The 15,963-nt window shown below is 67.0% G+C and carries 13 protein-coding genes; 8 read left to right on the top strand and 5 right to left on the bottom strand.

The genetic code is table 11. The annotated features are described in order from the left end of the window. Nucleotides 1-203 precede the first annotated feature (203 nt). The 4 genes from tsaD to WC729_RS21045 are packed head-to-tail and all read left to right on the top strand — an operon-like array spanning nucleotide 204 to nucleotide 3,066. Entirely contained in the window at nucleotides 204-1,238 is a 1,035-nt protein-coding gene (gene tsaD, locus WC729_RS21060) for a tRNA (adenosine(37)-N6)-threonylcarbamoyltransferase complex transferase subunit TsaD (protein ID WP_372856386.1), read from the top strand. Continuing rightward, nucleotides 1,235-2,212, top strand: coding sequence for an NAD(P)H-dependent glycerol-3-phosphate dehydrogenase (locus WC729_RS21055; RefSeq protein WP_372856385.1), 978 nt, complete (start codon nucleotides 1,235-1,237; stop codon nucleotides 2,210-2,212). The genes tsaD and WC729_RS21055 overlap by 4 nt, the downstream gene beginning before the upstream one ends. Next, nucleotides 2,212-2,742 carry a DUF1697 domain-containing protein gene (locus WC729_RS21050; RefSeq protein ID WP_372856384.1) on the top strand — a complete coding sequence of 177 codons (531 nt, stop codon included), beginning with the start codon at nucleotides 2,212-2,214 and terminating at the stop codon, nucleotides 2,740-2,742. Before WC729_RS21055 ends, WC729_RS21050 begins: the two co-directional genes overlap by 1 nt. 30 nt (nucleotides 2,743-2,772) lie before the next feature. Then, nucleotides 2,773-3,066: a hypothetical protein gene (locus WC729_RS21045; protein ID WP_372856383.1), complete on the top strand. Its 294-nt coding sequence runs from the start codon at nucleotides 2,773-2,775 to the stop codon at nucleotides 3,064-3,066. On the opposite strand, the gene WC729_RS21040 is transcribed toward WC729_RS21045, so the two are convergent. Beyond that, nucleotides 3,063-3,230 carry a DUF1674 domain-containing protein gene (locus WC729_RS21040; protein WP_372856382.1) on the bottom strand — a complete coding sequence of 56 codons (168 nt, stop codon included), beginning with the start codon at nucleotides 3,228-3,230 and terminating at the stop codon, nucleotides 3,063-3,065. The two genes, WC729_RS21045 and WC729_RS21040, sit on opposite strands and share 4 nt — an antisense overlap. A gap of 63 nt (nucleotides 3,231-3,293) precedes the next feature. Between WC729_RS21040 and WC729_RS21035 the strand changes: the two genes are divergently transcribed. The 4 genes from WC729_RS21035 to purH are packed head-to-tail and all read left to right on the top strand — an operon-like array spanning nucleotide 3,294 to nucleotide 8,647. Beyond that, the gene (locus WC729_RS21035) at nucleotides 3,294-4,589 is read left to right on the top strand and encodes an RsmB/NOP family class I SAM-dependent RNA methyltransferase (protein WP_372856381.1); all 1,296 of its coding nucleotides are present in this window, start codon (nucleotides 3,294-3,296) and stop codon (nucleotides 4,587-4,589) included. Between the two features lie 41 nt (nucleotides 4,590-4,630). After that, complete coding sequence (rpe, locus tag WC729_RS21030) at nucleotides 4,631-5,293, top strand: ribulose-phosphate 3-epimerase (RefSeq protein WP_372856380.1); 663 nt, start codon at nucleotides 4,631-4,633, stop codon at nucleotides 5,291-5,293. Then, a complete protein-coding gene (locus tag WC729_RS21025) occupies nucleotides 5,290-7,023 on the top strand; it encodes a heparinase II/III family protein (RefSeq protein WP_372856379.1) in 1,734 nt (577 codons plus the stop codon). The genes rpe and WC729_RS21025 overlap by 4 nt, the downstream gene beginning before the upstream one ends. Nucleotides 7,024-7,063: 40 nt before the next feature. Further along, nucleotides 7,064-8,647, top strand: coding sequence for a bifunctional phosphoribosylaminoimidazolecarboxamide formyltransferase/IMP cyclohydrolase (gene purH / locus WC729_RS21020; protein ID WP_372856378.1), 1,584 nt, complete (start codon nucleotides 7,064-7,066; stop codon nucleotides 8,645-8,647). 3 nt (nucleotides 8,648-8,650) lie between these two features. On the opposite strand, the gene WC729_RS21015 is transcribed toward purH, so the two are convergent. The 4 genes from WC729_RS21015 to nadB all read right to left on the bottom strand — a co-directional run bounded on the left by WC729_RS21015 (nucleotide 8,651) and on the right by nadB (nucleotide 15,953). Beyond that, nucleotides 8,651-10,168, bottom strand: a complete 1,518-nt coding sequence (locus WC729_RS21015) for a lipopolysaccharide biosynthesis protein (protein ID WP_372856377.1) — start codon at nucleotides 10,166-10,168, stop codon at nucleotides 8,651-8,653. Then, nucleotides 10,165-12,918, bottom strand: coding sequence for a DNA polymerase I (gene polA / locus WC729_RS21010; RefSeq protein WP_372856376.1), 2,754 nt, complete (start codon nucleotides 12,916-12,918; stop codon nucleotides 10,165-10,167). Before polA ends, WC729_RS21015 begins: the two co-directional genes overlap by 4 nt. A gap of 67 nt (nucleotides 12,919-12,985) precedes the next feature. Beyond that, complete coding sequence (bla, locus tag WC729_RS21005; protein WP_372856644.1) at nucleotides 12,986-14,116, bottom strand: class A beta-lactamase; 1,131 nt, start codon at nucleotides 14,114-14,116, stop codon at nucleotides 12,986-12,988. A 250-nt stretch (nucleotides 14,117-14,366) separates the two neighbouring features. Beyond that, a complete protein-coding gene (gene nadB / locus WC729_RS21000; RefSeq protein WP_372856375.1) occupies nucleotides 14,367-15,953 on the bottom strand; it encodes an L-aspartate oxidase in 1,587 nt (528 codons plus the stop codon). Nucleotides 15,954-15,963 lie beyond the last annotated feature (10 nt).

The following is a 15,963-nucleotide window of genomic DNA, read 5'->3' as shown; positions in this document are numbered from 1 at the left end:
GGTGTGCCGGGCACCCAGCATAAACCACCTCGTCACCCCGGGCTTGTCCCGGGGTCCACTGTTTCCGCGTATCATGCGCCGGCGATCTTTCGGCGCGGTGGATGCCGGAACAAGTCCGGCATGACGATCTATATGATCGCGAGCGTCTCTAGAGGAAGGCACAGCCCTTCGACAAGCTCGGGGCGAACCGTTAGGGAGGCGCGATGGCACTCATCCTCGGCCTCGAATCGAGCTGCGACGAAACCGCCGCCGCTCTGGTGACCAGCGACCGCCGCGTCCTCGCCCACCGCCTGCTCGGGCAGGAAGCGGAACATCGCCCCTATGGCGGTGTCGTGCCGGAGATTGCCGCGCGCGCGCATGTCGAGGCACTGATCCCGCTGGTCGAAGCTGCCCTGGCCGATGCCGGGGTGACCCTGGCGGATGTCGACGCGATCGCCGCGACCGCCGGGCCCGGGCTGATCGGTGGCGTCATGGTGGGCCTCGTCACCGGCAAGGCGCTGGCGCACGCGGTCGGCAAGCCGCTGATCGCGGTCAACCATCTGGAAGGACATGCGCTGTCCCCGCGTCTGTCCGATCCCGATCTCGCTTTCCCCTATCTGCTGCTGCTCGTCTCGGGCGGGCATTGCCAGTTGCTGCTGGTCGAGGGCGTCGCGACCTATCGCCGCCTCGCCACCACGATCGATGACGCCGCCGGCGAAGCCTTCGACAAAACCGCCAAGCTGCTCGGCCTCGGGTTTCCCGGTGGCCCCGCGGTGGAGCGCGCAGCCGAGCTTGGCGATCCGACTGCCGTACCGCTGCCGCGCCCGCTGAAAGGCTCGGCCGAGCCGCATTTCTCCTTCGCCGGGCTGAAGAGTGCCGTCGCCCGCGCGCGCGACGCCGGGACCTGGAGCGCCGAGGATATCGCTGCTTCCTTCCAGGCCGCCGTGGTCGATTGCCTGATCGACCGCACCGCCCAGGCGCTGCGCCGGGCTGACGGCGTGACGTCACTGGTCGTGGCGGGCGGCGTCGCGGCGAACCGGTCGGTCCGCACGGCGTTGCAGGGCTTGGCCACGGCAAACGGCCTGCGCTTCGTCGCGCCGCCTCTGTGGCTCTGTACCGACAATGCCGCGATGATCGCCTGGGCCGGGGCGGAGCGCTTCGCCGCCGGCCTCACCGATCCGCTCGACGTCGCGGCGCGCCCACGCTGGCCGCTCGATCCGGGCGCGGAGGCAGTGCGCGGTGCTGGAGTGAAGGCATGAGGATCGGAGTCGTCGGCGGCGGTGCCTGGGGCACGGCGCTTGCCAGCGTCGCGGCGCGCGAGGGCGATCCCGTCCTGCTCTGGGCGCGCGAGCCCGAAGTGGTCGAGGCCGTCAACGCCACGCATCGCAATCCGCTGTTCCTGCCGGACATCCCCTTGCCCGCCTCGATCGAGGCGACGGGGTCGCTCGATGCGGTTTCGGCTTGCGATGCGCTGCTGATCGTCGTTCCGGCCCAGCATATCCGCAGCATCCTGAGCGCGATGCCGATCGGCACCACGCCGCTGGTGCTCTGCGCCAAGGGCATCGAGGCCGGATCGCGCCTGCTCGTCGGCGAAGTCGCCCGCGCGGTGCACCCCGACGCGCCGATCGCGGTGATCTCGGGCCCGACCTTCGCTTTCGAGGTCGCGCAGGGCAAGCCGACCGCCGTCACGCTTGCCTGCGACAGCGAGGATCTCGGCGCGCGCCTGGCCGATCGGCTCGCCGGCCCGACCTTCCGCCCCTATTTCTCGTCTGACGTCATCGGCGCGGAGATCGGCGGCGCGGTCAAGAATGTGCTCGCCATCGCCTGCGGCGTGGTCGAGGGCGCCGGGCTCGGCCAGAACGCCCGCGCTGCGCTGATCGCGCGCGGTTTCGCCGAGATGACGCGTTTCGGCCTGGCGCGCGGCGCCCGGGCGGAGACCCTGGCCGGGCTTTCGGGGCTGGGCGATCTCGTGCTCACCTGTTCGTCGACCAGCTCGCGCAACTTCTCGCTCGGCATGGGGCTCGGCCAGGGCAAGTCGGCAAGCGACCTGATGGCGGATCGCCGCACCGTCGCGGAAGGCGCCTTCACCGCGCCCGTCCTGCGCGAAGCGGCCGCCGATGTCGGCGCGGACATGCCCGTCACCGAGGCCGTCTGTGCCCTGCTTGAGGGCGCCGATGTGCGCGAGGTCGTCGGCGCGCTGCTGGCGCGGCCGCTCACCCGGGAGGATCAGTGATGCGCTGGGCAGCCCTGCTCAAGGGGATCAACATCGGGGGCAAGAAGATCCCGATGACCGAGTTGAAGGCCCTGATCGAGAAGATGGGCCATAGTGACGTCAAGACGCTGCTTGCCTCGGGCAATGTCGTCTTCACTGCCACGGAGACGGACGGCGCGACGCTGGAATCGGCGCTGGAGGAGGCGCTGGCCGCCTGGGGCCTCAAGACCGAAGTCGTGGTGCGCAACCACAAGGAACTGGAGGCAGTGATCGCCGCCAACCCTTTCCCCGACGCGGCGAAGGATCATCCCAACCATCTGCTGGTGTCCTTCCACCGCGATCCCGTGCCGGACGGCCTGATCGAGAAGATTCCCACCATCTATGACGGGCCGGAGCGGCTGAAGGCGATCGATCGGGAACTCTATATCGATTATCCCGAAGATGTCGGCCATTCGAAGCTCGGGCCTGCCATGGCGAAGCTCAAATTCCCCAAGCTCGCGACGATGCGCAACTGGAATACGGTGGGCAAGCTGCGGGATCTGCTGGCCTGATCTCCGTCCGATCCGCGGCGGTCGATTCAAATGCCGGCAAGCGACGATAGCGTCACGACCGGACCCGCTTCGGCGCGGTCTGCGCTCTTTCGCATCGTCGGTATTTATGGGGCGTATTTCGCCCCTGTTACGGCGAAAACCGCCACTGTTAACGGCGCATTTTTCCGCTGTTATTCCATAACAGGGAAAAGCGTCTTCAAGCCGCTGTTCGCGCAGGAGAAATCCGGGCGCAAAATCCAACTTAACAGCGGAAAAAAGCGCCGAAAAAAAGAAACGGAGCTTAACAGCGGAAAAGTTGGAAGCGCCTGCCGACTCGGCGCCTAGAAATCGACCGCGATTCCCTTGAGCGTCCAGTCGCCATAGCGCGTCGGGTCGAGCCCGAGCGGATCGTTTTCCGCCTCGGGCGCGGGTTTGGGATCGGGTTTCGGCACCGGCGGGCTCTTGGAAAGATAGGCTGGCGGCTTCACATGTGGCGGGCGGCGGCCCATGGCGGTTCATCCCGGATGCTGCTTGCCACCCCATCCACCCGTCACGACACGAGTTCAAGCGATTTGACCCGACCTCCACGCCAATCCGCCGACCGCCCCGCCGATCCGCCCGGCGTACCCGCCCGCCGCGCCGCGCTGAAGCTGCTCGACGCGGTGCTCCGCCAGGGCCTGCCGCTCGAGGCCGCCCTCGACCGCGCGACTCAGGGGATCGACCGCAGCGACGATCGCGCGCTCGCGCATGCCATCGCCGCGGAAACGCTCCGCCGCTTGCCCGATCTCGACCTGCTGATCGATTCGGCGACGCGCAGCCGCCTGCCCGATGACGCCAAGGCGCGATTCGCCCTGCGTATCGCATTGGTCCAGGCGCTGGCGCTCGGTACGCCGCCGCATGCCGCGATCTCGACCGTGCTGCCGCTGGTCGATGGCGGCCCGCGCAAGCTGGTCCACGGCGTGTTCGGCACCCTGATGCGCGGCGCTGCCACGCTCCCTGAATTTCCCACCCTGCCCGAGGATGTCGAAGCACGCTGGCAGAATGCCTGGGGCGAAGATCAGGTCGGTGCCGCGGAACGGGCGATCGCGGCACCCCCGCCGCTCGATCTGACCTTGGCTGATCCGGCAGGGACGAAGGCTTTGGCCGAGGAAGTGGAGGGCATCTCGCTGCTCCCCGGCCATATCCGCCTCGCCAGCACGAACGTTCGGGAGCTTCCGGGTTTCGAGGAAGGCGGCTGGTGGGTGCAGGATATCGCTGCCTCGCTTCCCGCGCGACTGATCGGCAGGGGCCAGGGTGTCGCGCTCGATCTCTGCTCGGCGCCCGGCGGCAAGACGATGCAGCTCGCCAGCGCCGGCTGGAGCGTGACGTCGATCGATTCCTCGGAAAGTCGTCTGGCGCGACTTCGTGAGAATCTGGAGCGTACGCATCTCGACGCGACGGTCATCGCCGCCGACCTCCTCAAATGGTCCCCGGATGCGCCCGCCGACGCCGTGCTGCTCGACGCGCCGTGCAGCGCGACCGGCATCTTCCGGCGCCACCCGGATGTACTTCACCGTGTGAATCCCCGAGTGATCGCCGAAATGGCGCGCGTGCAGGCGCAACTTCTTGCCCGCGCCGCCAAATGGGTGAAGCCGGGCGGGACTTTGCTCTATGCCACCTGCTCGCTCGAACGCGCCGAAGGCGAGGAGCAGCTTATGGCCTTTCTCGCGGCGCAGCCCGAGTTCGCGATCGATCCGGTGCGCGACGAGGAATTGCCCAAGGGTGTCCCACCGCATCAGCGTGGCTGGGTCCGTACCTTGCCGGGCATGCTCGGCGACGAAGGCGGCTGCGACGGTTTCTTCATCGCCAGATTGCGCCGTGCGGCCTGACTTTCCTTGCCGCGCGAATCACGCGTGCTAAGGAATCGGTCATGCAACAGCCCGTCCGTATCGCCCCGTCGATCCTCTCCGCCGATTTCGCGCGTCTTGGCGAGGAGGTGCGCGCGATCGACGCGGCCGGCGCCGACTGGATCCATGTCGATGTGATGGACGGCCATTTCGTGCCCAACATCACGATCGGCCCGGCAGTGGTGAAGGCGCTTCGCCCGCACACCACCAAGCCGCTCGACGTCCATTTGATGATCGCGCCGGTTGATCCGTTCCTCGATCAATTCGCTGAAGCCGGCGCCGACATCATCAGCATCCATGTCGAGGCCGGGCCGCACACGCATCGCAGCCTCCAGCACATCCGCAAGCTCGGCAAGCGGGCCGGCGTGGTGCTGACGCCGCAGACCCCGGCCAAGGCGCTCGACTATCTGATCGAGGAAGTCGATCTGGTGCTGGTGATGAGCGTCAATCCCGGGTTCGGCGGCCAGGGCTTCATCCCCAGCGCGCTGCGCAAGATCGAAAGCGTGCGCAAGATGATCGACAAGGCCGGGCTGAGCGTGGATCTCGAGGTCGATGGCGGCATCGACGCGGTGACGGCGCGCGAGGCGATCGCCGCCGGTGCCGATGCGCTGGTGGCGGGCACGGCGACCTTCCGCGGCGGCCCCTCGGCTTATGCATCCAACATCCTTGCTCTGAGAGGCGGGTGACCGACGGCGGTCGCGATTCCGGCGCCGACGGCATCGAAGAAGGCAAGCGGTTGATTCGGTTGGGCGGCGACAAAGGGCTATCGCTGGCTGACCGGCTCACCGAATATTTCCACCGACTGACCTGGAGGACGCCGATTCACGGCATGCGGTTGAAGGGGCGCCATCCGTTGAAGCTGATCGCCGTTCCCGACGATCCCTTTCTCGGCGATCCGCGTCGTGGCCATGCCCTGCTCGACGGCAAGCTGACCCTGCGCGGCGAAACCCGCGTCATCGCCGATCTCAATCTCGCCAAGCCCGATTTCTCGCGCGCGTTCGGCGATTATTTCCACAGCTTCCTCTGGCTTCGCGATCTCTCGACCGTGGCAACGCGCGGCCAGGCGACCCCGATCGCCGAGGATCTGATGCGCCGCTGGCTCGCCGCCCATGCCGATACGGTCAGCGAACCGGCCTGGCGTGCGGATCTCTGGGGCCGCCGGATCCTGCTCTGGACGGCGCACGCCCCGTTGATCCTGTCGAGCACTGACCTGGTCTATCGCAGCCTCGTGCTCAACACGCTCGCCCGCGGGGCGCGGCATATCGATCGCGGTGCCGACAAATTGCCGCCCGGCGCCCCGCGCGTCGCGGCGCTATGCGGTGTGGTCGCGGCCGGACTGCTGATCCCGGGCGGGGACGCGCGGCGGGGCTCGACCGAATCCGCTCTGGCCAAGGCCCTGTCGGTCTCGGTGTTCGAGGATGGCGGCAGCGTCGCGCGCTCGCCTCTGGCCCAGCTCGATATCATCATGCTGCTGACCAGCCTGAAGGAAGTGTACGCCGCCCGCCGGCTGGTGGAGCAGCCCGCGATCGCTGCGGTGCTTGCGCGCATGGTGCCGGCGCTGCTCGGCGTATGTCACGGAGATCGCGGGCTTTCCAGTTGGCAAGGTGGCGGGCCCGTATCCGGCGAAACGCTCGACCCGATCATCGCCGCGACCGGCATACGAACCCGCCCACTCCGCCAGGCCCGCGACTGGGGCTATCAGCGGCTCGCCGCCGGCGCCGCGGTGCTGATCATGGATGCGGCACCCCCGCCGATCGCCCGGCTGGTCGAGGGCGGTTGTGCTTCGACCCTCGCCTTCGAATTCTCCGACGGGCCGCACCGCCTGGTCGTCAATTGCGGCGGCGCCCGCGCTTCCGTTGCGCAGCTGCCGACGGCGCTCGCCGATGGCCTGCGCACTACGGCGGCGCATTCGACCCTGATCGTCGGCGACAGCAACTCGACCGCGATCCACGCCGATGGCACGCTCGGCCGCGGCGTCGCCGAGGTCGAGTTGGCGCGACAGGAAAGCGAGGCGTCGAGCCGGATCGAAGCAAGCCATGACGGCTATGCCAAGCGCTACGGCTTCCTCCACCGCCGCCAGCTCGTCCTGTCGGGCGACGGGCGCGAGCTGCGCGGCGAGGACATGCTCCTGCCCGCAAGCAAGAAGCGCAAGCTCGCCGCGACCGCCTTCGCGATCCGCTTCCATCTCGGCCAAGGTGTGTCGGTCTCGCCCACCGCTGACGGCATGGCCGCCCTTTTGCGCCTGCCCGGCGGCGTGCTCTGGCAGTTCCGCTGCCGCGGCGGCACGCTGGCGGTCGAGGACAGCCTGTGGGTCGACAGTGAAGGCCGTCCGCAGCCGACTCACCAGCTCGTCGTCTCGGGAGAATCGCCCGCTGGCGGCGCCAGCGTCAGCTGGGCCTTGAAGCGCGCGACCTGAGGCGGCAGAGGGGCGCGCAATCCCTCACCCCGGAGTGCCCATGACCGCCATCACCATCCGCCGCGCCCTGTTGTCGGTGTCCGACAAGACCGGCATCGTCGATCTCGGCCGGGCGCTCGCCCGGCACGGCGTGGAACTGGTCTCGACCGGCGGCACCGCCGCCGCGCTGCGCGATGCCGGGCTCGAGGTGCGCGACATCGCCGACCTGACCGGTTTCCCGGAGATGATGGACGGCCGGGTGAAGACGCTTCATCCCAAGGTCCATGGCGGCCTGCTCGCGGTGCGCGACGATGCGGCGCATGTCGCCTCGATGGAGGAGCACGGCATCGGCGCGATCGATCTGGTGGTGGTGAACCTCTATCCCTTCCTCCAGACGGTGATGAAAGGCGCCGACCGGCCGGAGATCATCGAGAATATCGATATCGGCGGCCCGTCGATGGTGCGTTCGGCAGCGAAGAACCACGCCTTTGTCGCGATCGTCACCGATCCAGCGGACTATGACGCGCTCATCGCCGAGATGGACGCAGGCGATGGTGCGACCACGCTTGACCTGCGCAAGCGCCTTGCGGCCCGCGCCTTTGCGGCGACCGCCAGCTATGACGGCATGATCGCAAGCTGGTTCGGTTTTGCCGACCAGGGCGAAGCCTTCCCGGAAACCCTGCCGATCACGCTGAAGCGCGGCGCGACGCTGCGTTACGGCGAGAACCCGCATCAGTCCGCCGCCTTCTACACCGCCACCGGTCCTGCCGCGCGCGGCGTAGGTCAGGCGCGGCAGGTGCAGGGCAAGGAGCTCAGCTACAACAACTACAACGACGCCGATGCTGCGCTCGAGTTGGTCAGCGAATTCCGCGATGCGGAGCCGACCGTCGTGATCGTCAAGCACGCCAACCCTTGCGGCGTCGCGACGGCCTCGACGATCGAGCAGGCTTATGCCGAAGCGTTCGCCTGCGACACCGTGTCGGCGTTCGGCGGCATCATCGCCCTGAACCGCGCGCTCGACGAAGCGACCGCGCGCGCGATCTCGGGCATCTTCACTGAAGTGGTGATCGCGCCGGACGCGGACGAAGCCGCGCTCGCGATCTTCGCGGCGAAGAAGAATCTTCGCCTGCTGCTTACCGGCGACCTGCCCGATGCGGCGCGGAACGGCATCATGGCCAAGTCGATCACCGGTGGCTGGCTGGTCCAGACCCGCGACAATGGCGCGGCGCCTGATCTCAAGGTGGTGACGAAGCGTCAGCCGACCGAGGCCGAGCTCGCCGATTGTCGCTTCGCCTGGACGGTCGCCAAGCACGTCAAGTCGAATGCGATCGTCTACGCCAAGGGCGGCGCGACGGTTGGGATCGGTGCGGGGCAGATGAACCGCCTCGAATCCGCACGCATCGCCGCGTGGAAGGCAAAGGACGCTGCCGACAAGGCCGGCTGGGCGACGCCGCGCACGATCGGCTCGGCCGTCGCGTCGGACGCCTTTTTCCCCTTCGCCGACGGCCTGCTCGCAGCAGTCGAGGCGGGGGCGACGGCGGTGATCCAGCCGGGCGGCTCGATCCGCGATGACGAGGTGATCGCGGCAGCGGACGACGCTGGCCTGGCAATGGTGTTCACCGGGATGCGCCACTTCCGCCACTGATCGTCAGGTTGGAACGGCTTCTTCTGCTGCGGGGATCTTGCCGAACAGCGCGCGATCCTCGACGCCGAACGCCCAGCGGTGCAGCACGAAGGCATAGCTCGCAAAGATCGCCGGCAAGCCGATGATCAGCTCGGCCCATTCATAGCGCTTGGGCAGCGAGGTGAAGACCGTGCCGACCGCAATCGCCGCCACCGCTGCCCAGATCAAGGGTCGGCGGAGGCCCGAGACGCGCGCCTTGAGCAGGTAGGACAGGAAGTTCGCCTTGATGATCGAACTGATCCCCAGCGAGATCAGCAAGGCGACCGCTGGTCCCGCCGCCTGGAAATTGACCGGCCAGCCCACCGCGCGCATCGCGAAGATCAGGGCGAAGCTCAGCGCGATCTGGAATCCCAGCATGAACAGCGAGATCGCGAGGTTTCGCATCCGCGCGATATAGACGAGCGCGGATTCGCACACCGCACCGGTCGAGGCGGCCACCTCGGCGGTTAGCAAGAACGCGAGCGCGGCGGTGCCGGCGACGAATTGCGGACCGACCACGCCCATCACGGCCTCGCCCGGAATCGATCCCATCAGCGCCAGGCCCGCCTGCGCCGCCATGATCCAGAAACCGACCTGCCGCACCTGTGCCGCCACTGCCTCGCGGTCGTTCCTCGCCAGGCTGGCGGTGATCACCGGCCCCAGGATCGGGTCGAAGCTGGTCTTCAGCTTGGCGGGCAGCGAGGCGACCTGCTGCGCCATATAGTAGATGCCGACGATCTTCGGCTCGAACATCACGCCCAGGATGAAGCGGTCGACGTTGCGCGTGCTCCATTCGATCGCATCGGCGCCGGCCAGCGGTACGTTGCGGCTCGCCATGGCGAACAGGCGCACCACCCGCGGTCGCCAGCCATAAGGCAGGCCGTAGCTGCGCACGAACGGGATCAGCGAAGCGATCAGCGCCGCCGCCATCGACAGGATATAGGAATAGAACAGCCCGTCGCGCAGCGAGATGAAGGAGAAGGCATAGGCGGCGATGCTGATCGTCCAGGGTTCGACGACCGCGCGCGCGGTCACCGTCGCCTTGACGTTGCGGCGATAGGCGAGCGCCGCCAGGCTGACGTCGGACCAGGCGATCGCGAAGACGATGCAGGGCAGCCACCGGTCCATCCCCTGGATCGGGCTGTTGGGGAACATCACCTCGGGAATCGCGATCAGTACGCTGCTCGCGATCAGCGAGGCACAGAACGCCACGGCCATCGCATCCCAGGCGACGTGGACGTGCGGCCGTTCGGACGAGGACAGCGCCTGGGCAAGCCCGCGCTTCAGCCCCAGGGTCGCAAGCAGCGCGGCCAACTCGACCACCACCACGGCGAGCGCGAACCGGCCGACGATATCCGGACCATAGACTCGGCCGGCAATGAACAGGAAAGGCAGCCGCGCCAGAAGCCGCAACGCAAAGCCGAGGATGTTGGTCCGCCCGCCCTTGGCGAGCGCCTTCAGATCCTCGGAGCCCCCGTCATCGGCGGCGACCGGAATGGTCAATGCGCCGCTCCCCAGCTGGCGCCCACGCCGATCTCGATGCCGAGCGGCACGCTGAGCACCACGGCAGGCTCGGCCGCGGTCGCCATGACGCGCTCGATGACGGGCTTTGCCGCCTCGACGTCACCCTCGGGCAGCTCGAACACCAGTTCGTCATGTACCTGCAGCAGCATGCGCACGTTCGGCAGCCCGGCTTCGAGCAACGCCGGCCCCATCCGCACCATCGCACGCTTGATGATGTCGGCGCTGGTGCCCTGGATCGGCGCGTTGATCGCGGCGCGCTCGGCGCCCTGGCGCTCGTGCTGGATCTTCGATTTCAGCCGCGGAAAATGCGTCTTCCGGCCGAACAGCGTCTCGGTATAGCCCTTTTCGCGCGCCTTCTCGGTCGTCTCGACGATATAATGGTTGATGCCGGGGAAGCGTTCGAAATAGCGGTCGATCATGCCCTGCGCTTCGTCCGCCGTCACGTCGAGCCTTCCGGCCAGACCCCAGCGCGAGATGCCGTAGAGGATCGCGAAGTTGATCGTCTTGGCGCGTCCGCGCGTGTCGCGATTGACCTCGCCGAACAGTTCCTGCGCGGTCAGGCTGTGGATGTCGTCGCGATTGGCGAACGCGGCCTTCAGCGCCGGCACGTCCGCCATATGCGCGGCAAGCCGCAGCTCGATCTGCGAATAGTCGGCGGCAAGTAGCACATTGCCCGACTCGGCGACGAAGGCGTCGCGGATTTGCCGGCCAATCTCGGTGCGGATCGGGATGTTCTGCAGGTTCGGGTCAGTCGAGGAGAGTCGCCCGGTCTGCGCGCCGGTCAGCGAATAGCTGGTGTGGACCCGGCCCGTCTCCGGGTTGATCTGCGCCTGAAGCGCATCGGTATAGGTCGATTTCAGCTTAGACAACTGGCGCCAGTCTAGCACCCGTTCCGCGATCACCTTGCCTGGTGAGTCCTTGTCGGCTGCGATCCGCTCCAACTCGTTGACGTCAGTCGAATAGACGCCCGACTTGCCCTTCCGTCCGCCCTTGATCCCCATCCGCTCGAACAGCACGTCGCCAAGCTGCTTGGGGCTGCCAATGGTGAAGGGCCCGCCGGCAAGGCCGTGGATCTCGGTTTCCAGCGCGGCGATCGAATGGGCGAACTCGGTCGAAAGCTGCGACAGCTTCTCCCGGTCGACCCTGATGCCGTGCCGCTCCATCTGCGCGATCACCGGGGCGAGCGGCCGGTCGACCATCTCATAGACTCGCGTCGCACCCTCGGCCGGTAGCCGTGGCTTGAACCGACGCCATAGCCGCAGGGTGACGTCGGCATCCTCGGCGGCGTAGCGCGTGGCGGCGACAAGATCGATCTCGTTGAACTGCAACTGGCTCTTGCCGGTACCGACCACATCCTTGAACGCGATGCAGCTGTGCGACAGATGCGTCGCGGCCAGCTCGTCCATGCCGTGGCCATGCAGGCCGGCATCGAGATCGAAGCTCATCAGGATCGTGTCGTCATGCGGCGCAACATCGATGCCGAGCCGCCCGAGCACGATCATGTCGTATTTGAGATTGTGCCCGATCTTGAGCACGCCCGGATCTTCGAACAGCGCCTTGAGTTTCTCCAGCGCCGCTGCCGGCGCGATCTGTTCCGGCTTTTCGGCGAACAACCCGGTGCCGCCATGGGCGAGCGGGATGTAGCACGCCTTGTTCGGCTGAAGCGCCATGCTGACCCCGACCAGCTCGGCGCGCGTCGCATCGACCCCCGTCGTCTCGGTGTCGATCGCGATCCAGCCCTGGTAGCGCGCCTTGGCGATCCAGTCGTCCAGCGCCGCTTCGTCGATTACCGTCTCGTAACCGTCGTGATTGCAGGGCGGGTCCTCCTCCTGCGGCACGCTCTTGGGCGCCTCGACCGGCGCGTCCGCCACGGCGGAGAGCTTGGCGAGCAGCGACTTGAAGCCATGATGCTCGAGGAAGGCGCGCAGCGGCGCCTCGGGAATCCCCTGCAGCTCAAGCGATTCGAGGGGGTCGGCCAGCGGCGCATCGTCCTTCAGGGTCACCAGCACACGCGAGAGCCGGGCATTGTCAGCATGCTCGATCAGATTGTCGCGCAGCTTGCCCGGCTTCATCGACGGGGCGGCGGCGAGCACGCCTTCGATATCGCCATGTTCCTGGATCAGTTTGGCCGCGGTCTTCGGGCCCACGCCGGGCACGCCCGGCACGTTGTCGACGCTGTCGCCCATCAGGCCCAGCACGTCGCCCAGCCGGTCCGGCATCACGCCGAACTTCTCCATGACATGCTCGGGGCCAAGCCGCCGGTTGTTCATCGTGTCGTACAGGTCGAGCCCTGGTTCGATCAGCTGCATCAGATCCTTGTCGGAGCTGACGATGGTGACCGACCAGCCCTCGCGCAGCGCCGCCTTGGCATAGCTCGCGATGATATCGTCCGCCTCGAGCCCCTCCTCCTCGATGCATGGCAGCGAGAAGGCGCGCGTCGCGTCGCGAATCATCGGGAACTGCGGGATCAGGTCTTCGGGCGGTGGCGGACGCTGCGCCTTGTACTTGTCGTAAAGCTCGTTGCGGAACGTATGGCTCGATTTGTCGAGGATGACGGCCATATGCGTCGGCCCGTCGGCCTTGTGCAGCTCGTCGGCGAGCTTCCACAGCATCGTCGTATAGCCATAGACCGCGCCGACGGGTTCGCCGTGCACATTGGTCAGCGGGGGGAGCCGGTGATAGGCGCGGAAGATATAACCCGAGCCGTCGACAAGGTAGAGATGAGGCATGGCCGGGGGGATAGCAGCGTGGAGCGTTCACCCCAAGCCCGACTTGCCTCTCAACCGGTTGTTCGACCTAGTTGTTCGACATCGCCGTGGCGTCGGAGGGGCGGGTGCCGCCTGCGACCGAATAGCCCGGTCCGCGATGACTCGCCACCACGGCGGTCACGACTGCCTGCATCAGCGCCTGGCGCTCGGGAATCGCGCGCGGCGTATCGCCGATCATCACCGCGACGGCATAGCTGCGCCCGTCCGGCGCCATCAACAGGCCGACATCGTTATAGCCGGCCGTGCGTCCGCGCAGATCCTGACCGGTGCCGGTCTTGTGACCGAAATTCCAGCCGCCCGGTACCGCGCCATGCATGCGCTGCCGCCCGGTCTTCGACGATTCCATCGTGCCGATCAGATAATCAGTGGATTGCTTCGACAGCAATTGGCCCGTCTTGAGCTTGGCCAGTGCCCCAGCGATCGCGGCCGGCGCCGCGCCATCCGGCGGATCGGCGACATAGCGCTCGAACGCCTCGATCCGCGCGGTCGGGGACAGGCGGGCGCGGGCGCGGGTGAAAGCGTCGCCAAAGGCAAACTCCGGCTTCCACTCAAGACCAGCCGTCGCGCTCTGCAACAGCTTCTCGCCCGGGCCGAAGCGGATATCGCCCAGCCCCTTGCGCCGGATGAAATCGCGCACCGCTGCAGGACCGCCGACATAGCGCAGCAGCCGGTCGTTGCAGGTATTGTCGCTCATCGTCAGCGCGCGCCGCAGCAGCTCGCCGATCGTGGTGTGATAGCCATCGCCTTTCACCAGTGCCGCGACCGGTTGGTGGAACAGCGTGAAATCGTCCCTGGTCAGCGTGACCGGATCGTCGAGCGTCAGGCGTCCGCTGTCGCGATAGTCAAGCACGGTCATCGCCACCCACAGCTTGCTCACGCTTTGCTGCGGCAGGCGGGTGTCCCCGTTGCTGGAGACCGTCCAACCCTGATCGATGCTGCGCACCGCGATGCCGACCCGTCCGTTGAAATTGCGGCCCAGCGACGAGATGTTGGCGACCAGCTCCTCCGGCGCCTTTGGCGGCAGCGGCACCGGTCTGGATGTCGGCGCCGGAACCGGGATGACGACCCGATAGGGTGGTGGAACCGGTGCCGGCGGCACCACGGCGAGGTGTCTGCTGGTGTCGTGGCCGCATGCGCACAGTGCTGCTGCGAGAAGGATGACCGCAACCGGCCTTGGAAAATCAAATGGTAGAATCTGTATCACCGGTAAAGTCCCGCCCCGCTCGCGACCTTAATCACGGAATCTCCTTGAGGAATCCCTGACATGCAAGCCTTGCGACGAACCGCGGCTGACACAAGGTGAAACGGTTGTGGCAGCATCGCAGGCCAGCCGTTTGAATCCATTCAGGAGTTTTACGGGCACCGAAAATGGCGAGTGCGTGAGATTTCCTTGAGATGCAGAACCGCCCTCACGGGATCAGCACCGTGTCGATCGCGTCGGGCAGTATGGCGGGATAGTCGAGCGTGTAATGCAGCCCACGCGATTCATGGCGGTGCAGCGCGGATCGGACGATCAGTTCGGCGGTCTGGAGCAGGTTGCGCAGCTCGATCAGGTCGGGCGTCACGCGGAAATGCCCATAATAATCGTTCACCTCATCGGTGAGCATGCGGATGCGGTGCTGCGCCCGTTCGAGCCGCTTGGTCGTCCGCACGATGCCGACATAATTCCACATGAAGCGCCGGATTTCGGTCCAGTTCTGCTTGATGACGACTTCTTCGTCCGAATCCTCGACCCGGCTCTCGTCCCAGGGGCGGATCGGGGGCGGGGTGGGCAGCTCGTCCCAATGCTCCAGGATGTGATCCGCCGCTGCCTCGCCGAACACGAAGCATTCCAGCAGGCTGTTGGAGGCAAGCCGGTTCGCGCCGTGCAGGCCGGATTCGCTGCATTCGCCCGCTGCATAAAGGCCAGGCAGGTCGGTCTTACCGTGCAGGTCGATCACGATCCCGCCGCAGGTGTAATGCTGGGCGGGCACCACCGGGATTGGGTCCTTGGTCATGTCGATGCCCAGCCCCATCAGCTTTTCATAGATGTTGGGGAAATGCTCCTTCACGAACGCCGGCCCGCGATGGCTGATGTCGAGATGGACGTAATCGAGGCCGAGCCGCTTGATCTCATGGTCGATCGCACGCGCCACGATGTCGCGCGGTGCCAGCTCCGCGCGCTCGTCGAAATCGGGCATGAAGCGATAGCTGGTCTCGGGGATCAGCAGATGCCCGCCCTCGCCGCGCACGGCCTCGGTGATCAGGAAATTCTTGACCTCGAGATTGTACAGGCAGGTCGGGTGGAACTGCATGAACTCCATGTTCGACACGCGGCATCCCGCACGCCACGCCATGGCGATGCCGTCGCCGGTCGCGCCGCGCGGCGCGGTCGAAAAGAGATAGGTCCGCCCCGCGCCGCCCGTCGCCAGGATCGTGGCGCGCGCGGTGTAGAGCTCGACCCGCCCGGTCGCGCGATTGACCGCATAGACGCCCCAGACATGGCCCGATCCCGAATAGCGCTCCTCATGCCGCCCGGTTGCCAGGTCGATCGCGACCATGTCGGGCACCAGGGTGATGTTGGGGTGCGCCTCGGCCGCGCGCTGCAGCGCTTCCTGCACCGCCCAGCCGGTGGCATCGGCGACATGCACGATGCGCCGGTGGCTGTGCCCGCCCTCGCGCGTCAGGTGCAACGTGTCGCCGTCAGTGGCGAAGGGCACGCCAAGCTCCTCCAGTCGCGCGATCGCGGCGGGCGCGCGCTCGACCACGAACTCCACGGTCTCGCGGTCGTTCAGTCCCGCGCCGGCGATCATCGTGTCTTCGATATGGCTTTCGAAGGTGTCGCCCGGTTCGAGCACTGCGGCGATCCCGCCCTGCGCCCAGGCAGTAGATCCCTCGTTGAGCCCGCCTTTGGCGAGCACGGTCACCTTGACCCGGTCGGCCAGATTGAGCGCTGCGGTGAGGCCGGCCGCGCCGGAACCGATGATCAGAACGTCGCTTGAATGAGAGTCCGGCACGCCTACTCCG

Origin of the sequence: Sphingomonas sp. (assembly GCF_041661825.1) — a bacterium.
Classification (GTDB): Bacteria; Pseudomonadota; Alphaproteobacteria; order Sphingomonadales; family Sphingomonadaceae; genus Sphingomonas.
This window is presented reverse-complemented; position numbering and strand designations above follow the sequence as displayed.